This window comes from Blastococcus goldschmidtiae, from assembly GCF_031845325.1.
Taxonomy (GTDB): domain Bacteria; phylum Actinomycetota; class Actinomycetes; order Mycobacteriales; family Geodermatophilaceae; genus Blastococcus; species Blastococcus goldschmidtiae.
This window is the reverse complement of the sequence record NZ_JAVREI010000012.1, coordinates 82,604-101,390: the sequence shown is the minus strand read 5'-3', so window position 1 is coordinate 101,390 and position 18,787 is coordinate 82,604. Positions and strand designations below refer to the sequence as shown.

The 18,787-nt window shown below is 72.3% G+C and carries 15 protein-coding genes; 8 read left to right on the top strand and 7 right to left on the bottom strand.

Going from position 1 to position 18,787, the window contains the following annotated elements:
* Positions 1–161: 161 nt before the first annotated feature.
* Together RM425_RS15840 and galE are read right to left on the bottom strand one after the other, a co-directional pair.
* Positions 162–1,067, bottom strand: a complete 906-nt coding sequence (locus RM425_RS15840; protein ID WP_311346180.1) for a metallophosphoesterase family protein — start codon at positions 1,065–1,067, stop codon at positions 162–164.
* Positions 1,064–2,074 carry a UDP-glucose 4-epimerase GalE gene (galE, locus tag RM425_RS15835; RefSeq protein WP_311346179.1) on the bottom strand — a complete coding sequence of 337 codons (1,011 nt, stop codon included), beginning with the start codon at positions 2,072–2,074 and terminating at the stop codon, positions 1,064–1,066. Before galE ends, RM425_RS15840 begins: the two co-directional genes overlap by 4 nt.
* Positions 2,075–2,479: 405 nt before the next feature.
* Here galE and RM425_RS15830 point away from each other — a divergent pair, with 405 nt between their 5' ends.
* Complete coding sequence (locus RM425_RS15830) at positions 2,480–5,080, top strand: alginate lyase family protein (RefSeq protein WP_311346178.1); 2,601 nt, start codon at positions 2,480–2,482, stop codon at positions 5,078–5,080.
* 41 nt (positions 5,081–5,121) lie between these two features.
* On the opposite strand, the gene RM425_RS15825 is transcribed toward RM425_RS15830, so the two are convergent.
* Positions 5,122–6,162, bottom strand: coding sequence for a glycosyltransferase family 2 protein (locus tag RM425_RS15825; RefSeq protein ID WP_311346177.1), 1,041 nt, complete (start codon positions 6,160–6,162; stop codon positions 5,122–5,124).
* The gene (locus RM425_RS15820; RefSeq protein WP_311346176.1) at positions 6,159–7,463 is read right to left on the bottom strand and encodes a sugar transferase; all 1,305 of its coding nucleotides are present in this window, start codon (positions 7,461–7,463) and stop codon (positions 6,159–6,161) included. The genes RM425_RS15825 and RM425_RS15820 overlap by 4 nt, the downstream gene beginning before the upstream one ends.
* Before the next feature lie 405 nt (positions 7,464–7,868).
* Here RM425_RS15820 and RM425_RS15815 point away from each other — a divergent pair, with 405 nt between their 5' ends.
* Positions 7,869–8,069: a hypothetical protein gene (locus RM425_RS15815; RefSeq protein WP_311346175.1), complete on the top strand. Its 201-nt coding sequence runs from the start codon at positions 7,869–7,871 to the stop codon at positions 8,067–8,069.
* 260 nt (positions 8,070–8,329) lie between these two features.
* On the opposite strand, the gene RM425_RS15810 is transcribed toward RM425_RS15815, so the two are convergent.
* Positions 8,330–8,653: a hypothetical protein gene (locus tag RM425_RS15810; RefSeq protein WP_311346174.1), complete on the bottom strand. Its 324-nt coding sequence runs from the start codon at positions 8,651–8,653 to the stop codon at positions 8,330–8,332.
* Between the two features lie 288 nt (positions 8,654–8,941).
* On the opposite strand from RM425_RS15810, the gene RM425_RS15805 reads away from it, so the two are divergent.
* Together RM425_RS15805 and RM425_RS15800 are read left to right on the top strand one after the other, a co-directional pair.
* The gene (locus tag RM425_RS15805) at positions 8,942–10,147 is read left to right on the top strand and encodes a L,D-transpeptidase family protein (RefSeq protein ID WP_311346173.1); all 1,206 of its coding nucleotides are present in this window, start codon (positions 8,942–8,944) and stop codon (positions 10,145–10,147) included.
* 54 nt (positions 10,148–10,201) lie between these two features.
* On the top strand, positions 10,202–10,477 hold the full coding sequence (locus tag RM425_RS15800; RefSeq protein WP_311346172.1) for a hypothetical protein: 276 nt from the start codon (positions 10,202–10,204) through the stop codon (positions 10,475–10,477).
* A gap of 166 nt (positions 10,478–10,643) precedes the next feature.
* On the opposite strand, the gene RM425_RS15795 is transcribed toward RM425_RS15800, so the two are convergent.
* Entirely contained in the window at positions 10,644–11,372 is a 729-nt protein-coding gene (locus tag RM425_RS15795; RefSeq protein ID WP_311346171.1) for a GAF and ANTAR domain-containing protein, read from the bottom strand.
* A 381-nt stretch (positions 11,373–11,753) separates the two neighbouring features.
* Between RM425_RS15795 and RM425_RS15790 the strand changes: the two genes are divergently transcribed.
* Entirely contained in the window at positions 11,754–12,458 is a 705-nt protein-coding gene (locus RM425_RS15790; protein WP_311346170.1) for a GAF and ANTAR domain-containing protein, read from the top strand.
* 290 nt (positions 12,459–12,748) lie between these two features.
* Here the strand turns inward: RM425_RS15790 and RM425_RS15785 are convergent, their stop codons facing one another.
* A complete protein-coding gene (locus tag RM425_RS15785; RefSeq protein WP_311346169.1) occupies positions 12,749–14,068 on the bottom strand; it encodes a UDP-glucose dehydrogenase family protein in 1,320 nt (439 codons plus the stop codon).
* Positions 14,069–14,676: 608 nt separating this feature from the next.
* Here RM425_RS15785 and RM425_RS15780 point away from each other — a divergent pair.
* The 3 genes from RM425_RS15780 to RM425_RS15770 are packed head-to-tail and all read left to right on the top strand — an operon-like array spanning position 14,677 to position 18,787.
* Positions 14,677–15,948 (top strand): glycosyltransferase, encoded by a 1,272-nt coding sequence (locus tag RM425_RS15780; protein WP_311346168.1) that lies wholly within the window; start codon positions 14,677–14,679, stop codon positions 15,946–15,948.
* A complete protein-coding gene (locus RM425_RS15775) occupies positions 15,945–17,660 on the top strand; it encodes a right-handed parallel beta-helix repeat-containing protein (protein ID WP_311346167.1) in 1,716 nt (571 codons plus the stop codon). The genes RM425_RS15780 and RM425_RS15775 overlap by 4 nt, the downstream gene beginning before the upstream one ends.
* Positions 17,657–18,787: a right-handed parallel beta-helix repeat-containing protein gene (locus RM425_RS15770; protein WP_311346166.1), complete on the top strand. Its 1,131-nt coding sequence runs from the start codon at positions 17,657–17,659 to the stop codon at positions 18,785–18,787. The genes RM425_RS15775 and RM425_RS15770 overlap by 4 nt, the downstream gene beginning before the upstream one ends.

The window sequence follows — 18,787 nt, the reverse complement described above, 5'->3', positions numbered from 1 at the left end:
TCTCGTCTCCCGCGTCGTGGCGTGCTCCCGCCGCTGTCATGATCAGTCCCTACGTCGGTCGAATCGGCGGGATCCAGGACCGGGTCCGGGCTGGACGAAGAGCGAAGGATACGTCAGGGATCCGCCCGGAACGCGCCCGCCGGCACGCCGGTGCACGGCGGTCACCTGCACTGGTCCGACCCCCGGTCGTCCGTGCCGTCCTCGGTCACCGGCAGGAAGTCCCACTCGTAGCTGTCCTCGCCGAGCGACAGCCGCAGCACGCCCAGGGCGTCGGTGATGGCCGCCTCGCTCCCGGGCATCCGTTCCTCGATCTCGTAGAAGTTGCCTCCCCCGGTGCCGACGACGAACTGCCGGACGCCGGCGGACTCGTCGACCGCCCCGTCGGCATCCAGCGGCGCCGTGCGCTCGTAGAGGTGCTCGTGACCGGAGAGCAGCAGCTCGACGTCGTGGTCGAGCAGGACCTGCCACAGGTCCTCCACCGACCGCGTGCCGTCATGGCGGCCGGAGCTGAAGCGGGGCGCGTGCCAGAACGCCAGGGTGCAGCGGGAGTCGTCGGCCTCGAGGTCGGCGCGCAGCCACTGCTCCTGCTCGGACCCCTCGTCGCAGGCCACGGCGAAGCAGTTGCTGTTCAAGGCGACCACGTGCCACGCCCCCAGGTCGAAGCTGTACCAGCCCTTGCCCGGCTCGCCGGCCCGCTGGCCGAAGTAGTCGAAGTACGGGGCGGCGTCATCGGTCCCGTAGTCGTGATTCCCGGGCACCGGGTAGAGCCGGGAGTTGAACTGTCCCCAGACGGGGTCGTAGCACTCCGCGAACTCCTCCGCGGTGCCGCTGTTGTAGGCCAGATCCCCCGGTGCCAGCACGGCGGCCGACGGGTACCGCTGCACCAGCTCGGCGGTCTGCTCGTCTGCGTCGCTGCCGCACCGGGCGATGTCGCCGACGGCGAGGACGGTGACCGTCCCCGGCTCGTCCTGCGGCTCGTCGGACTCCCACGGCCGGAGGGCGGCGAACGCCACGATGGCGAGCAGGGCAGCGATCGATGCGGTGATCCGCATCCAGGTCTCTCTCATGCAGTCCCTCGAGCCGGGGGGAGGGCGGATCGGTCAGAGCTCTGGCTGGTCCAGCCTTCCCAGGCCGATCGGACCATCTCCTCGACGCCGTACTCCGCCCGCCAGCCGAGGCTCCCCCGGATGTGGTCCGCGGAGGCGACGACCCGGGCGGGGTCGCCGGGGCGGCGCGCCTGCAGGACCGGCTCGGCCCAGTCCTCGGCCGCGGTCCCGGTGACATCGCGGATGATGGTCACCATCTCCCGGACCGAGACGCCCTCACCCCGCCCGATGTTCGCGGTCAGTGCGGTGAGCTGCCCCTCCGACAGCGCCCGGGCGGCTGCGACGTGCGCGGACGCGATGTCGGCCACGTGGACGAAGTCACGGATGCAGGTGCCGTCGGCAGTGGGGTAGTCATCGCCGAAGATCTGGGGCGCCCGGCCGAGGCTCAGCTGCTGGAACACCATCGGGACCAGGTTGGAGCAGCCGCGGTCGGCGAGGTCGGGTCTCGCGCTGCCCGCCACGTTGAAGTAGCGCAGGTTCGCGAACCGCAGGCCTGTGGCTGCTGCGACCGCCTCCACCATGCGCTCCCCCACCCGCTTGGTCTCCCCGTAGGGATTCACCGGCCGGCACTCGACCGCCTCGGTCACCAGAGCGAGATCGGGGGCCCCGTAGACGGCTGCGCTCGAGGAGAAGAGGAACGACTCCACCTCGGCGTCGACGGCGGCATCGAGCAGGACGCGCAGTCCCTCCACGTTCTCCTTGTAGTAGTAGAGGGGGAGCCGGACGGACTCCTCGACCTGCTTCTTGGCCGCGATGTGGACCACCCCGCGCACGCCGTGGTCGCGGAGGACCCGGGCGACGAGGGGGGCGTCGCTGACCGAGCCGACGACGACGTCGACGCCGGCGATCCGGGCGCGGTCCCCCGTGGAGAGGTCGTCGAGCACGACGACCCGCTCACCCGCACGCGTCATGGCGTCGACCACGTGCGCGCCGATGTAGCCCGCTCCACCGGTAATCAGCCAGGTCACGGCTGCAGGCTACCGGCGGGACGGCCCCGTTCCCTACGAGCAGGCGCGGAATAGCCCGATCGAGCGGGACCTCCGGGGAGCGGGCAGGTCCTGGTCGGGACGGCGCCACTCCGCGCCTCGCGGCGACATCGCCAGGCCCGCCGATGACGCGCCGGAGGAGGCGGGCCCTCGGCAGGAGGCCCGTGAAGTGAAGTCGAAATCAAACTCTTCCCCCCTCGGCCACTCTGGGTTACGGTACGGTTACGACAGCACGGAGTCACCCGCTAGTCACGTTCGGTCCATGTTGTGACCGGACAGGCTGGACGATTCCCCCGCGTTCGCTCGTGCCGCCACCCCGAGTGTGCCGCGCCGAGAGGGGTGGGCGGCCGTGCTGGATCTTCCCGAAACAAGCACCGAGGAGACGGCATGGGCCGCCACCGCAACCGCGACGACATCGAGGACTTCCTCGATCGGATCGCCGCCCCTTCGACACCGCACCGGACCCACCGGCGCGATGCGGACGACCCGGCGATGGTCATCCGTCGCGCGGGGATGCCTCCCGTCCCGCCGCATCGCGCAGGAGTGGTGCCGCCCCGGGGCGTCACCGCGGTGCTGCCGGTCGTCGAGCTGCCGAAGCAGCGGTCCGCACGGCTCCACGCCGAGCCCGCGGGGGCACCCCTGGTCGAGGCCGGCGCCGGGACGAGGCTCCAGGCCCGCCGCAGGGACCGGCAGGAGCACGGCACCGCCCGACGAGGGCGGACACGTGTGAGCAGCCGGATCGCCGGCTTCTCCGTCGGCTGCGCCCTCGCGCTGATCGTCGCGCCGGGCACCTTCGCCGCCGTGCCCCAGGGCGGTTCGACCGAGGCGGGCGTGAGCGCCGCTGCTCACGCGGCCCCGGCACCGTCGGACGTGCGCGGTGCCGCCGCGACGACCGCACTGCCAGGCGGGATGCTGATGAGCGCGGCGGATCTGGCCGCGCGCCCCACCTCGGGCCCCGCCTGGAACGCCGTGGTCAAGGCCGCGGCCGACCGCTCCGGCCGGGTGGACCTCACCGACCAGGACAACACCCACGCCGCCCGCACCCTGGCCGCCGCCCTGGTCGCCGCCCGCACCGGCGACACCGCCCACCGCGACCACGTCGTCTCGGTCCTCCGGCAACTGCCCACGGCATCGCTGTCCGGCGCCCGCGTCCTGTCCGTCAGCCGCCAACTGGCCGGCTACGCCACCGCCGCCGACCTCGTCGGCTACCGCGACACCGCCTTCACCACCTGGCTCGGCGGCATGCGCACCCACGACATCGGCGGCCACGGCCGCTGGACCACCATCAGCGGCACCAGCGAGAACAGCGCCAACAACTGGGGCACCTGGGCCATGTCCACCCGCGTGGCCATCAGCGCCTACCTCGACGACACCACCGACCTCCAGCGCGCCGCCACCGTCTTCCGCGGCTTCACCGGCGACCGCTCCGCCTACGCCGGCTTCCAGCCCACCGGCGACTTCGAAGCCGCCTGGGCCTGCGGCGGCAAGGAATGGGTGCCCATCAACCCCGCCGACTGCGGCGCCCGCAGCGGCGCCCTCGTCGAGGACATCAGCCGCAGCGCAGGCAGCACCCCCGACAGCACCGGACTCACCTACTCCTGGGAAGCACTCGGCGGCGCCACCCTCACCGCCCGCATCCTCCAGCAGGCCGGCTACACCGACGTCTGGCAGTGGAACGACAACGCCCTCCTGCGGGCCGGAGAGTTCCTCGAGAGCAACGGCGGCTACGCCCCCCGCTACCGCGCCAACCAGTACATCCCGCACGAGATCAACGCCGCCTACGGCACCACCCTCGGCCCCGTCGCCACCGCCGGCCACGGCCGCCAGTTCGGCTTCACCGACTGGCTCGGGATCGCGGCGCCGGCCGCACAGGCGACGACGATGCTCGCCGCGCAGTCGCCGGCACCGGAGCCGTCGGCTGTCCCTGTTCCCCTCGCGGACACCTCGCCGGCCGCCGCCACCTCGGTCACCGAGGTGCGCGCGGCCGGGGGCGTCGCGGCCGACGCAGTGGCGCCGGCTCCCGACACGGGGGACGGCGGCATGCTCTTGGGTGCGGCGGAGCTGGCTGCGCGGCCCACCTCCGGGCCCGCCTGGGACGCCGTGGTCAAGGCCGCCAAGGACCGCTCCGGCGGGGTGAACCTCGCCGATCAGGACAACACCCACGCCGCACGAACCCTGGCCGCCGCCCTGGTCTCCGCCCGCACCGGCGACACCGCCCACCGCGACCACGTCGTCTCGGTCCTCCGGCAACTGCCCACGGCATCGCTGTCCGGCGCCCGCGTCCTGTCCGTCAGCCGCCAACTGGCCGGCTACGCCACCGCCGCCGACCTCGTCGGCTACCGCGACACCGCCTTCACCACCTGGCTCGGCGGCATGCGCACCCACGACATCGGCGGCCACGGCCGCTGGACCACCATCAGCGGCACCAGCGAGAACAGCGCCAACAACTGGGGCACCTGGGCCATGTCCACCCGCGTGGCCATCAGCGCCTACCTCGACGACACCACCGACCTCCAGCGCGCAGCCACCGTCTTCCGCGGCTTCACCGGCGACCGCTCCGCCTACGCCGGCTTCCAGCCCACCGGCGACTTCGAAGCCGCCTGGGCCTGCGGCGGCAAGGAATGGGTGCCCATCAACCCCGCCGACTGCGGCGCCCGCAGCGGCGCCCTGGTCGAGGACATCAGCCGCAGCGCAGGCAGCACCCCCGACAGCACCGGACTCACCTACTCCTGGGAAGCACTCGGCGGCGCCACCCTCACCGCCCGCATCCTCCAGCAGGCCGGCTACACCGACGTCTGGCAGTGGAACGACAACGCCCTCCTGCGCGCCGGAGAGTTCCTGAAGAACAACGGCGGCTACGCCCCCCGCTACCGCGCCAACCAGTACATCCCGCACGAGATCAACGCCGCCTACGGCACCACCCTCGGCCCCGTCGCCACCGCCGGCCACGGCCGCCAGTTCGGCTTCACCGACTGGCTCGGCGGCTGAGGCTCCCTCGAGGAGGCTGATGCCCCCTCGAGGAAGGAAGGTCAGTGCATCCGGCCGGGGCCGCGCAGTCTCTCCTGCGCGGCCTCGGCCACGCCCTTCCAGAAACCCAGGCCCCAGCCGACGTGCATGGCCAGGAAGGCCGGCGCCACCCAGGGCTTGGCCTCCCGGTCGAGGGTGCGTGCGGTGCGGGCGCTGGCCAGGCCGAGAGCGACGACGTAGGGCGCCATCATCGCCGCGGCGCGGCCGGGCCGGCGGACGGCGACGACGGCCGCGGTGGCCGCCGTGGCGACCAGGGCCGGCGCGGCCAGGTGCCGCACCCGCAGGGACGCCGGGTGGAGGCGGGCGACCCGCACCTTGCCGTGCCCGTACCGCCGGTACTGGCTGAAGAGGGCCGGCACGGACTGCCGGGACTCCCAGTCGATGCGCAGCTGCGGATCGAAGAGGAGCTCGTGGCCGGCCTCGCGCACGCGGTAGTCGAACTCGAAGTCCTGGTTCACCCGCAGGCGCTCGTCCCAGCCGCCGAGCTGCCGGATGACGTCGAGCGGATACGCCCCGAAGGGGATGTGCTCGACGGTGCGCTGGGTGGTGCCGTGGTGGTAGGTGGAGCCGCCGACACCGAAGCGCGACGCCATGGCCGCGGCCACCGCACGCCCCGCGGCGGTCCGGCCGACCCCGTCCTTGCGGCCGCCGACGCCGCCCCAGCGGCCGGTGACGAGATGGCTCAGTGCCCGGGCCACGTAGTCCGGCGGAACCGTGGCGTGGGCGTCCACCCGCACCAGCCAGCGCGCCCTGGCGGCCTGGACGGCCATGTTGAGCGACACGGGGATGACCCGCTGCGGGTTGACGACGAGTTCGACGCGGGGGTCGGCGTCGACGATCTCCTTCACGACGCCCGCGGTGCCGTCCTCGGAGTCCCCGTCCACCACGATGATCTGCAGGTTGCGGTGCGTCTGCGCCTGGATGGAGGCGACGCAGTCGCGGATGGCGCGCTCCTCGTTGCGAGCCGGGATGACCACGGTCACCAGCTCGTCGGCGTGCGCCCCCTGCGGCGCGACGTCCTGCGCGGCCTCTGCTGTGCTCATCGCCCGGCCCCTCCGAGGACCTGCGAGACGGTGCGCAGCAGGATCTTGACGTCCTCCCACAGCGACCAGTTCTCGATGTAGTAGTTGTCGAAGCGCGCCCGGTCGGCGATCGACGTGTCGCCCCGGAGCCCGTGCACCTGGGCGGTGCCCGTGAGCCCGGCGGGCACCCGGTGCCGGGCCATGTACCGCGGGAACTTCTGCGTGAACTCGTCGACGAAGTACGGGCGCTCGGGACGCGGCCCGACGAGGCTCATGTCCCCGCGCACGATGTTCCACAGCTGAGGTAGTTCGTCCAGCGAGGTGCGCCGCAGCAGCTTGCCCACGGGCGTCAGGCGGTCGTCGTGTGCGATGTTCCAGTGCCGTGCCGACTCCGACGAGTCGACCGGCCGCAGGCTGGTGAACTTGAGCAGGGTGAACGGCCGGCCGTCCAGGCCCACCCGCTCCTGCCGGAAGAGGATCGGTGAACCGATGCTCAGCCGGACCGCGAGGGCGCAGGCCGCGAGTACGGGCGCGAGGAAGAGCATGGCGACGACCGAGAACGCGACGTCCAGTGCACGCTTGAGCCGCCACGAGAAGCTGCGGAACGGCGCCCGGCGCATGCGCACGAGGGGGATCCCCCAGACCAGTTCCATGTCACGGCCGGTGGAGTGCACCTCGTAGAAGCGCGGGACGAACAGGAGCTCGCAGGCGAGGCGGTCGCACTCCCGCAGCACGTCGACGACGGCCGCCTCCCGCGCCGACCCGAACGCCACGATGATGTGGTCGACGTCCCACCTGCGGACCACGTCGAGGAGGTCCCGGTTGCCGCCCAGGTGGCGCACCGGCCAGTCCTCGAGGGCCAGCAGCGGATCGTCGTCCAGGAAACCGATCGGGACCAGCCCGGACTCCGGGCGGTCGATCAGCGTGCGGGCGAGCAGCGCCCCGACCTCTCCGCCGCCCACGATGAGCGCCCGGTGCCGCATCCGCTGCTGCTTGCGAGCCTGTCGCGCCAGGGCGAAGGCGATCGCGCGCGTGCAGACGGTCAGCACGAGGAAAGCCCCCGTGAAGTACAGGATGCTCCGGCTGGCCCACTCGTCCCCGAAGACTCCGATGACCGTGGCGAGCGATCCGGCCACGGCGACCCGGCCGACCATCGACGGCAGGTCGTCGAGCACGGACAGGTAGAGCCGGGCGCGGTAGAGCCCCCCGTTGGCGAAGAGCAGGAGCACCAGGACGGAGAAGGCAGCGACGACCTTCCAGGTGACATCCGGCACGGCCAGGGTGGCCAGGAGTGCGGTGGACACGTCGGTCGCGAGCAGCACGGCGGTCCAGACGACGCGACGGCGACGCAGGCCACCGAGGGCATCCGGGTCCGGCGGGTGCTCCGCGGGATGGGGATCGGTGTCGCCGGTGGAGTCAGCGGATGACTGGGTCCGAGGGACGTAAGGGGTGGGACGCGGCAACGCCGCTGTCGCGTGCCTGTCGCCTCGGTGCGCGTTCGAAGCTTCCAACACCAATTCCCCGCCTGCCGTTCGCAAAGCCTTTGCCTGCCATACCTGACTAGGTCGCGATCATGTCGTTCCATGGGACCGATGACAACCGAGGGATGCGCAATTCCTCCTCGCGAGCCGCCGATGTGCGGTGCGGATGTCACCGCGTCACCTGGCGGGTACGCCGCGTGACGAGTTCGCCACGACCCGACGCCTCACCGCACGTATCGATGGAAGGTGATCTCTGTGATGGCCATCGGCCTGACGTGGGTTCTGCTGTCCCTCATCGCGGCACTCGCGGTGGCCCGGTTCATCCGCGCCGGCGAGCACCGACATGCGGGAAGCCTGTTCGACTTCCTCGAGGCTGACCTCTGGGCCGACCCACCGCTGGACGCACCGGCCTCCACCGACCGTCCTCGGGCGGCCGCGCGGAGGTGACCAGGGGCAGCTGCATGCCTCCCGGCGACGGCCCAGGTGACGGTTTCCCCGGCGCGGTCGCGGGCCGTATCCTCTGCGACGACCACGCTGGGTGTTCCGGGAGATCGACCCGACGTGCCTCGCGGTTCGGGGTCGTGCGGAACGCGGTGGCCAGGACGCCGGCACGCCCGCACCGCGCGCATGGACACGGGAGGTCCCGGTGAGATCGGTCCGACCCCGTCTGCACCTGCACTGGTTCGGCCGGCTCTGCGACGACCCGTTCAGCGCCGCGACGCTGTACCGGTGCCGCTGCGGCCAGGTGCGCCCCGGCCTCTGAGGCCGGCGCCGGCGCGTCGTCGGGCCTGCCGGCCGGTCGCCCGCGGCATCAACCCCGGGGTCGGAGAGCTCGCGGGCGATGTCGACGAGCCTGCAGTCTCCTGCGAGACGCGGGCGAGCATGCCGCAGGACTGATCGGCGGTGAGCCCGTAGGGCTCCATGGGGATGCCCTCGGCCTGCCCGATGAGGTCGCAGCGGCTCATCCCGGTGCGCAGGTGCTCTTCGTGCACGGCGCCGGCCAGCGCGACGGCGGCATGGCCGGTGACCATCTCCGGCCCGGGCTGACGTTGTGGCGATCGCCCGACTTCCAGGTGCCGGTAGCCCGGGTCGGGGTGACGGCTACGCGCTCCCGGGCCGCCGGCGGCCGGGCCGAACCGGTGCATGACAGCGCTGGAGGTCCTCGGCGGTGTGACCCGTGGTGCCGGAGCGGTCCTGGTTGTACGGAGCGGCCGGATCGTCACCGAATCCGGCCGGTTCCGTTTACGGTGACCGCGATCGCGGCCCCGGCCGCACGCGTGCCGATCGCTCCCACGACGGCCGACCGTCCAGGAGCCTGCATGTTCCGCAGCACCCATCCGCGTCGCCGCGCAGCCGCGGCCCTCGTCACCGCCGTCGTCGGGGCGGTCGTGGCCCTGAGCGCCCCCAGCGCGCACGCCGAGACCTTCAGCTCCCCGGCCACCGGCACGCACAGCGTGATCGGCTCGATCCTGAACCACTACCGGGCGCACGGCGGCCCGGCCGGCCGGCTGGGCTACCCGCTGACGGACGAGCTGGCCACCCCGCGCGTGTACGGCCGGTTCAACGCCTTCCAGGGCGGCTCGATCTACTGGACGCCGGGCACCGGGGCGCACGCCGTGTGGGGCGCGATCCTGGGGCGCTGGGCCGCGATGGGCTGGGAGGGCGGGCGGCTGGGCTTCCCGACCACCGACGAGCTGCCCACGCCGACGAAGTACGGGCGGTTCAACCACTTCCAGCGCGGCTCGATCTACTGGACGCCGCAGACCGGAGCCCAGCCGATCTACGGGGCCATCCGCACCCGGTGGGCGTCGATGGGCTGGGAGAACTCGGCGCTCGGCTTCCCGGTCACCGGCGAGTTCGCCATCCCGGGCGGCCGCGCGCAGGATTTCCAGCACGGCTCGATCCGGTGGTTCCCGAACGCCGGCACGCAGGTGGTGGGGGCGCCGTCCCTCGGCGTCGCACCGCCCGGGACGCAGGTGGTCACCGTGGCCGCCCCCGCCGCCGGGTCCACGACCGCGACGCTGACCGCGTGGGAGCGCGTGGGCGACGGCTGGCGGGTCGCGGTGGGCCCCGTGACCGCGCGGATCGGCTCGGCCGGCGTGGGCGCGGCCAGCGAGGGCTCGACCCGCACCCCGGCGGGCACGTTCCGGCTGACCGAGGCCTTCGGCCGGGCCGGCAACCCCGGTACGGCGCTCCCCTACCGCCGGGTCGACGGCGACGACTGGTGGGTGTCCGACGTCGACAGCCCCCGCTACAACCGGTACGCCCAGTGCGCGCCCGGGACCTGCGACTTCGACGAGCGGACCGGCGAGAACCTGTACGCCCAGGGCCCGGTGTACGACCAGGCCGTGGTCATCGACTACAACCGCGAGGGACGGCGGGGTGCAGGGTCGGCCTTCTTCCTGCACATCAGCAACGGCCAGGCGACGGCGGGCTGCGTCGCGATCGACCGCGCCGCGCTGGAGAGGCTGATGCGCTGGCTGCAGCCCGGTGCACAGCCGGTCATCGCCATGGGCGTGGGCTGACCTCAGGTCGGCCGGTCGGGGCGGCGTCTCCGGGAGACGCCTAGTCTCGACGGCGTGCCCGACGCCCGGCCGATCGGCGGCGAGGACGCCGATGCGATCCGGTCCGCCCTCGCCGGCGTCCTCGCGGCGCAGGACGACCTGGAGCGGGCCGTCGCCCAGGCCCTGCTGAACGGCGCCTCGGTGCGGGCGGTGTCCGAGCTGGGGGTGTCACCCAACACGGTCCAGAAGTACGGGCGGGCGCACGGCTGGCCGACCGACGCGAACCGAGCACGCTTCAACGAGTCCCGATGGGACCGCTACGGGCGGGAGGCCGATGAGCGGAACGGCTGAGGGTTCGGCCCCACCAGCGCATTGTTCGACCGATGGAGCCTGACCGCGGACGCTCGTCGTCGTGAACGTCCAACCGGCTGTGACGGACCGTACGCAGCTTGCGCACGGCGTGCGCCGACCTCGGCAGGGGCTCACACGCTGACCCCCGGGGCGCCGAGCGCGCCCGTCAGCCCCGCCGGACGCCCCGGGTGGGAAGCGCCCCGCTGTCGGTGAGCTCACGGGCGACGTCGACGAGCTTGCGGTTCTTCTCCTGCGAGACGCGGGAGAGCACGCCGAAGGCCTGGTCGGCGGTGAGCCGGAACCGCTCCATCAGGATGCCCTTGGCCTGGCCGATGAGGTCACGGCTGTTCAGCCCGGCGCGCAGGTGCTCCTCGTGCTCCGCGCCGGCCAGCGCGACGGCGGCGTGGCTGGCGAACATCTGCCCGATCTCCTCGCTCTCCCCGTCGAAGGCGTGCGGCTGCCGCGCGTACAGGTTCATGGCCCCGAGCTGGTCGCCGGCGACGAACAGCTGGAAGCAGAGCATGCTGTGGATGCCGTGCTCGGCCGCCCGCGCGCCGAACGTCGGCCAGCGCTCGTCGGAGCCGATGTCGTCGACGCGGACCACGGCGTCCTCCCAGATGGCGTCGAGGCAGGGGCCCTGTTCGAGCTCCTGCTGCAGCCGGTCCAGGTGGCGGGGCAACTCACCGGTCGACGCGCGCGGCTCGACCTTCGCGTGCCCGATCACGTAGCTGACGCTGCATTCCTGGGCGTGGGGCACGGTGGCCACCGCCGCCGCGGCGATCGCCTGCAGCGTGGCCTCGACGTCGCCGTGCTCCTCCTGCAGCTGCCGGGCGACGCGGCTCATGGCATCCCCGAGATGTCGCCTCGGATCGGCGGTGATCTGGTCCTCCGTCATCGTCGAACCCTAGTGCGGATCCGGCACTTCGCGGGGCGAAATCCGCGCTTGGACCGGCGGGGACGGGGCACTCCGCCGGGCACGCCCTGTGGTCTGTCCCGGGAAGCCCCAGCGGCCAGGTCCTGCCAGTCCAAGCCCGGGCTGGCGGGGCCGTCCCGGAGGCCGGGCCGGTGGCGGCGCGGGTGCGTCATTCCGGCCCCGACGTGGGGGTAAGGTCCGTGGTGCGCCGCTTCGGCGGTTTCTGTGGGTCATACAGCGGCCTAGGGATTACTGCGCCTCGTTCCGGGGCGCACTCCGGACGAGAGCGGAGCTCTCGGCAGCCGGACCCGACGGGCAGGACCCGCAGTGAGTACCGACGGACCCTCCGTCCAGCGACCCTCCGTGGACACGCGGGATGCTTTCGCCCAGCTCGGGCGCCTCTCCTTCGACGACACCTCGATGCACGAACTGCTGCAGCGGGTGGCCGACCTGTCCAAGCAGGTCATCCCTGGGGTCGCGGAGGCCTCGGTGAGCCTCATCGCCGACGACAAGCCGAGCACCCCGGCCTTCACCGGTCAGCTCGCGATCGACCTGGACGAGTCGCAGTACGCCCACGGCTACGGGCCGTGCATGGAGGCCGCCGTCGGCCAGGAGATCCGGGAGATCACCGACGCGCGGGAGGAGACCCGCTGGCCCGAGTACACGCCGGTCTGCGTCGAGCGCGGCTCGCTGAGCTCCCTGTCGGTGCCGGTGCCGGTACGCGAGAACATCCAGGCGGCGCTGAACCTGTACGGGCGGGAGGCGCACGCGTTCGACGCCACGTCGCACGCGACCGGCCGGGAGTTCGCCGCCTACGTGGCCGTCGCGGTGCGCAACATGCACCTCTTCGAGACCACACGGGAGTGGGCCACCAACCTGGACGCGGCGATGCGCAGCCGGGCGGTCATCGAACAGGCCAAGGGCATCCTCATGAGCCAGCGCCGCTGCGACGCGGCGGAGGCGTTCAGCCTGCTGGCGGAGGCGTCCCAGCGGTCGAACCGCAAGCTGCGCGACATCGCCCAGTCCCTCGTCGAGGGCGTGAGTGGCGGGTCGGCCTCCACGTCCTGACGTCGTCACCGGCCGCTGCCATCGCGATGACGCCTCTGGAATCGACCCGACTCCCCCCACGGTGGGACGATCGGCTCGTGTCCGTTCCCGGGGGTTTCCGCCGGCGCTCCGGCAGCCGCGCTGCGGGCGTGGCGGGTCGCCCGACGCCCTGGCACGTGCACTGGTTCCGCGGGGCAGGAGCCGACGCGTTCAGCAGCGCGACGCTGTACCGCTGCCGCTGCGGACAGGTCCGCCCCGGCTTCTGAGCCGTCGGGGCGGCCGCCCCACTCGGACCTCGCGGCAGGCGCCGGTCAGCCGGCGCGGCGCCCCAAGGCACGGTAGGTCCAGCCCGCCGCGGTCCACGCGTCCAGGTCGAGGGCGTTGCGGCCGTCGAGCACCCGCTTCTGCTTGACCACCTTGCCGAACTCGACCGGGTCGAGCTCGCGGTACTGCTTCCATTCCGTCAGCACGAGAACGGCGTCGGCGCCCTGCGCCGCCTCCTCCGCCGTCTCGGCGTAGTCGAGCTGCGGCCACTGCCGTCGGCTGTTCTCCACCGCAGCCGGGTCGGTGACCCGGACGACGGCGCCCTGCAACTGCAGCTGGGCGGCGACGTTGAGCGCCGGGGAGTCGCGGATGTCGTCGCTGTCGGGCTTGAACGCAGCCCCCAGGACGGCGACCCGCTTGCCGAGCAGCGAGCCGTCGCAGACCTCGCGGGCCAGCTCCACCATGCGGATGCGCCGGCGCATGTTGATGTTGTCCACCTCGCGCAGGAACGTCAGCGCCTGGTCGGCACCCAGCTCCCCGGCGCGGGCCATGAAGGCACGGATGTCCTTGGGCAGGCAGCCGCCACCGAAGCCGAGCCCGGCGTTGAGGAACTTGCGGCCGATCCGGTCGTCGTACCCGATCGCGTCGGCCAGCAGCTTCACGTCGGCGCCGGTCGCCTCGCACAGCTCCGCCATCGCGTTGATGAACGAGATCTTGGTGGCCAGAAAGGAGTTGGCCGCCGTCTTCACCATCTCTGCGGTGGCGTAGTCGCTCTCCACCTTCGGCGTCCCGCGGTCGACGATCGTCGCGTAGACCTCGTCCAGGAGCGCCCGCGCCGTGGCCCCGTCGGCGCCGGCCGGGAGGCCGTAGACCAGCCGGTCGGGGTGCAGCGTGTCCTGGACGGCGAAGCCCTCGCGCAGGAACTCCGGGTTCCAGGCCAGCAGGGCGCCGGGCACCTTGCCCTCGACCAGTTCGGCCAGGTACCCCGCCGTCCCGACCGGGACCGTCGACTTCCCGACCACGAGATCGCCCGGCGCGAGGATGTCGAGCAGCGACTCGACCGCGCCCTGCACGTACCGCATGTCCGCGGCGTACTCCCCGCGCTTCTGCGGCGTCCCCACGCAGACGAAGTGGACCGAGGAGCCGGCGGCGTCGGCGAAATCGGTCGAGAACCGCAGCCGCCCCGTCGCCAGGGTCCGCTCGAGCAGCTCCTCGAAACCGGGCTCGTGGAACGGCGCCGTGCCTTGCGACAGCGCGCCCACCTTGCGCTCGTCGACGTCGATGCCGACCACGTCGTGCCCCAGCTCTGCCATCGAGGCCGCGTGCACGGCACCGAGATAGCCACATCCGATGACCGACAACTTCACGAGCTACTCCGTATGTACGAGGGCGGGTGGAGAGATGCGCCGAGAAACGCCGGAACGGGTTCGACAATACGGACGGTAAGCGACGACCCGGCGTCGTGGCGAGCGTAGTGACATATATCCCGCACCTACCAGCGCATTTACTCTGAGTCAGCGACCTCATTCATCGAGTGACTTCACTCAGAGTTAACCAAGCTCGACGAGCGGCCGGCCGATTCCTGGTCCACGCTCGGTTGGGCGCACCGCCGACGGGTGGCGCGCCGCTGCAGATGGCGGTGTCCCCGAGGTCGTGGACGCCGGACAGCTCCTCCGGCCGGGACCGAACCTGATCCCACCAGTGAGCGGTCGCACCCTCGTTCCGTGAACACGGAGCGCGAGGCGTGCCCGATCCCTGACCGTCGACTCCTTGTCCGAATGTGACCCCACCGGGCCATCCCCAGGCGCCGCATTCGACGGCTGAGCCATTCACCCGCACTCGACAGACGTTCCGCCGGCATGCCCAGCGACCGGACATCCCGGTCGGTGGAGGCATTCCCCCGGCTCGGCGCGCCGCTATTGCGGCATGCCGCGTTCGTCATCGGCTGCCGCATCCATCTCGGAGAAACGTCTCGATGTCCGACCTCTTGTCCGTGATCGCCCGCGACTGGCAGCTGCTGGTTCCCCTCGGCGTCGTGGGAGCTCTCTCCTGGTCGATCTGGCTGATCCGCAAGGTCCTGTCGTCCCGGTACCGGCCGACGGTCAACGACTACCGGACCACGACGTCGGTCGTGGTGCCGTCGTTCCGGGAGGACCCGAACGTCCTGGAGCGGTGCCTGGACACCTGGCTGGCGCAGGACCCGACCGAGGTGATCGTGGTCCTGGACGTCGAGGACCACGAGGCGTTCCGGCGGCTGACCGCGCGGGACGAGCCGCGGCTGACGGTGCTGTCCTTCGCGCACGAGGGAAAGCGCTCCGCCCTCGGCGTCGGCATCCGGGAGGCCAAGTACGACGTGCTGGTCCTGTGCGACTCGGACACCAACTGGCGTCCCGGCCTGCTCGATGCGGTGCAGATGCCCTTCGTCGACCCCGCGGTCGGCGCCGTGGGCACCCGCCAGAACGTGCACCTGCCGATGTCGAGCATCTGGCGGCGGGTCGCCGACTGGATCATCGATCTCCGCTACCTGGACTACGTCCCGGCGACGGGGCGCGCCGGCGCCGTGGTGTGCGTGTCGGGCCGGACGGCGGCCTACCGGCGGAGCGCCGTGCTGCCGGTGCTGGAGAACCTGGAGCACGAGTTCTTCCTGGGCCGGCGGTGCGTCGCGGGTGACGACGGGCGGCTGACCTGGCTGGTGCTGGCCAGCGGGTACAAGACCGTGCACCAGGACACCGCGCGGGCGATGTCGATGTTCCCCGGCACCTTCCGGGCGTTCTGCAAGCAGCGCGTGCGGTGGAGCCGGAACAGCTACCGCTGCTATCTCACCGCCGCCTGGAAGGGCTGGCTGTGGCACGTGCCGTTGGTCAGCCAGATCACGGTGCTGCAGATCCTGTTCACCCCGGTCACCATGTTCGCCGCCGTCTACTACGTGCTCACGGCCGGCATCACGGGTCCGGGGTGGTGGGGGCTGGGGCTGGCGATGACCTGGCTGTTCGTCGGCCGGGCGATCCGCAGCATCAGCCATCTCCGCCGCCGCCCCGCCGACCTGCTGATCCTGCCGCTGGTGACGCTGGTGATCGTCATGGTCGCCCTCCCTATCAAGACCTACGCATTCGTGACCATGAACAAGCAGGGCTGGCTGACCCGCCGCGCCGATCTCTTCGGCGGCGAGGGACAGGACGAGGCGAGCCTCACGACCTCCGCACCGGCGGCGGTACCCGCCGCGGCCGACGCGACGGCGCCGGCATGAGCCGCCACGCCGCGGGAGTGGTGACCGGGACGCGGCTGCTCGCCGGATTCGTCCTGACGGCCGCCGTGCTGGGCATCGCCGTGACCCATCCGTTCGACGACGACCCGATCCCGACACCGGTGTCACCGGCGCTCGTGGCCGCCCAGTCGCGCAGCGTCGACGACTCCGACCGCCAGCAGCGCGCGTTGCTGATCAGCGAGGACGAGCGGCTGCTGCGCCTGGTCGCCGGGCTGCGCCCCGGTTCGGCTCCGTACGTCCAGGCCGTCGAGGGCACCGAGACGCTCGTGCTGACCCCCCGCGGGCTGGACTACGGGCTGGCCGATCTGGTCGCCGAAGGCGCCGCCGAGGTGCTGCCCGACGGAGCCGTGCTGCTCACCAGGCACGTACTGGTGGCGCCGGGCGCCCGGCTCGGCATCGTGGCCCCGGGAGGCGACCTGCGTCTGCGCAGCGACGCCACCGGGATCACGTCGCTGGTGGCCTGGAAGGCCGACCTCGAGCTGGCCGGTGACGACGGCGACGCCCTCACCGTCACGAGTTGGGACGCGCGGTCGGCCCGGCCCGACGACGACGTGACCGACGGGCGGGCCTACATCCGCACCGTCAGCGGCGACCTGGAGACCAGCCACGTGGATGTCGCCGGTCTGGGATTCTGGGCGGGCCGCACCGGCGGCGTCGCGCTGACCGGCGGCTCCAGCGGCCCGGCGACCGGCACGATCACCGACTCCTCGTTCGAGGAGGGGCACTACGGCGTCTTCGTGTCCGAGACCGACGGCCTCGAGGTCACCGGGTCGCGGTTCGCCCGGAATGCCATCGACGGGCTCACGCTGCACCGGCGGACGGTCGACACGACCGTCATCGACTCGACGGCGACGGGCAACGACCGGAACGGGGTCTCCGCCGACCAGGGCTCGGAGGAGGTCACGCTGACCGGCATCCGGGCCGCACGCAACGCGGAGTACGGCGTCTACTTCAGCGGACGGCCGCTCTCCGACGGACCGTCGGCCGGTGGCGCGTCGCTGCGCGCCTACGGGAATCTGGCGATCACCGGCGGACAGCTGACGGACAACGGGAAGGGTGGGGTACGCGTCGTGGGTGCCAACGACGTGGCCATCGTGGGCACCGAGGTGGCCGACAACCGGGACGGGATCGTCCTGGTCGATACCGCCGCCCCGACGACGGTGGCGGGCACGACGGTCACTGGCGACCACCGGTTCGGCATCTCGGCGACGGGGGGCGCGGCCACGATCAGCGACAACCGGGTGACCGAGGGGGAAACCGCGATCCGCATCCGGGCGGCGAGCGCGGCCGTCACCGGCAACACGGTCGAGGAGGCCAGCAACCACGGCATCTCGGTCGTCGGGGCAGCGGTCGCCACCTCCGTCGTCGACAACACGGTGGCCGGCCGCGGACCCAGCGGCCTGGACCTGCACCGCCTGGCTCCAGGCGTGGTGATCGAGCAGTCGGGCAACGACCTGGAGCAGTGGGTCCGGGACCGCGACAACTGGGTCTACTGGTCCACCTTCGTACCGAACCACCCCATGCTGGTGCTGTGGGTCGTGATCCTGGGGGCACCGCTGGCCCTGGGCCTGCGGGCCCGCCGCAACCGGCTCGCGGTCGGCAGCGCGCCGTACCGCGACCAGATCTGGCGCGACCGTCCCGCCCCGCGCCGCGCCGATCTCGGCCGGCCCATCTCCCCAGGAGGCCACGCGTGACCCGCACCCCCAGCCGACCCTCGCTCTCTCGGAGGGCGCTCGGCAGTCGGGTGCTGCTGCCCAGCGCCGTGGCGCTGCTGGCGCTCGGCGCATGCAGTTCGGACCCGTCCGAGCCGTCGTCCGCGCCGACGACGTCGGCCGTGCCGCTGCCCGACACCGCATCCCCGACCCCCACGCCGACGCCGCCGCCGGGCGAGACCGTCGGCGGCGATGCGGCCGCAGTGCCGGAGGGCTGCGCCGCCACCGGTGGCGTGGAGGTGCAGGACGCCGACACGTTGCAGGTCGCCCTCGAGGACGCCGAGCCAGGGCAGGTCATCCGGCTGGCCGACGGCATGTACGAGGGCAACTTCGTCGCGACCACGCAGGCCACGCCGGACGCGCCGATCCTGCTGTGCGGCAGCCGGGATGCCGTGCTCGACGGTGGCGACATCGACGGCGACTACGCCCTCCACCTGCAGGGCGCGTCGTCCTGGCACCTGCTCGGGTTCACCGTGACCGGCGGCAAGAAGGGCGTCATGGTCGACGCCGGCACCGGCCACCGCATCGAGGGCCTCCTCGTGACGTCGATGGGTGACGAGGCGATCCACCTGCGGACCAACAGCTCGGACAACGTCGTCGCGGGCAACACCGTCCGCGACACGGGCCTGCGCAAGCCCAAGTACGGGGAGGGCATCTACGTCGGCAGCGCGGAGAGCAACTGGTGCCGGCAGACCGACTGCGAGCCCGACCGTAGCGACCGCAACCTCATCGTGGGCAACGACATCGCCGGCACGACGGCCGAGGCGGTGGACATCAAGGAGGGCACGACGGGGGGCGTGCTGCGCGGCAACACGTTCGACGGCTCGGCCATGGTCGAGGCCGACTCGTGGGTGGACATCAAGGGCAACGACTGGCGGATCGAGGGCAACAGCGGGATCACCTCACCGACCGACGGCTTCCAGGTGCACGACGTCGCCGACGGCTGGGGACGGGGCAACGTGTTCTCCGGCAACCGCGCCGCCGGGATCAGCGAGCTGGCCATCAACGCCGCGGGCAACCGGGAGCTACGGGCCAGCACCACCGTGGGATGCGACAACACCGGTGACGGCGGGACGGCCCTCAGCAACGTGCCCTGCTCTGACATCTGA

Bases quoted from the DNA above. Each gene is read 5' to 3' on its own strand.
- RM425_RS15840 (WP_311346180.1), bottom strand. From the start codon at position 1,067: ATGAGAGAGACCTGGATGCGGATCACCGCATCGATCGCTGCCCTGCTC.
- RM425_RS15830 (WP_311346178.1), top strand. From the start codon at position 2,480: ATGGGCCGCCACCGCAACCGCGACGACATCGAGGACTTCCTCGATCGG.
- RM425_RS15825 (WP_311346177.1), bottom strand. From the start codon at position 6,162: ATGAGCACAGCAGAGGCCGCGCAGGACGTCGCGCCGCAGGGGGCGCAC.
- RM425_RS15810 (WP_311346174.1), bottom strand. From the start codon at position 8,653: ATGGTCACCGGCCATGCCGCCGTCGCGCTGGCCGGCGCCGTGCACGAA.
- RM425_RS15805 (WP_311346173.1), top strand. From the start codon at position 8,942: ATGTTCCGCAGCACCCATCCGCGTCGCCGCGCAGCCGCGGCCCTCGTC.
- RM425_RS15795 (WP_311346171.1), bottom strand. From the start codon at position 11,372: ATGACGGAGGACCAGATCACCGCCGATCCGAGGCGACATCTCGGGGAT.
- RM425_RS15780 (WP_311346168.1), top strand. From the start codon at position 14,677: ATGTCCGACCTCTTGTCCGTGATCGCCCGCGACTGGCAGCTGCTGGTT.
- RM425_RS15775 (WP_311346167.1), top strand. From the start codon at position 15,945: ATGAGCCGCCACGCCGCGGGAGTGGTGACCGGGACGCGGCTGCTCGCC.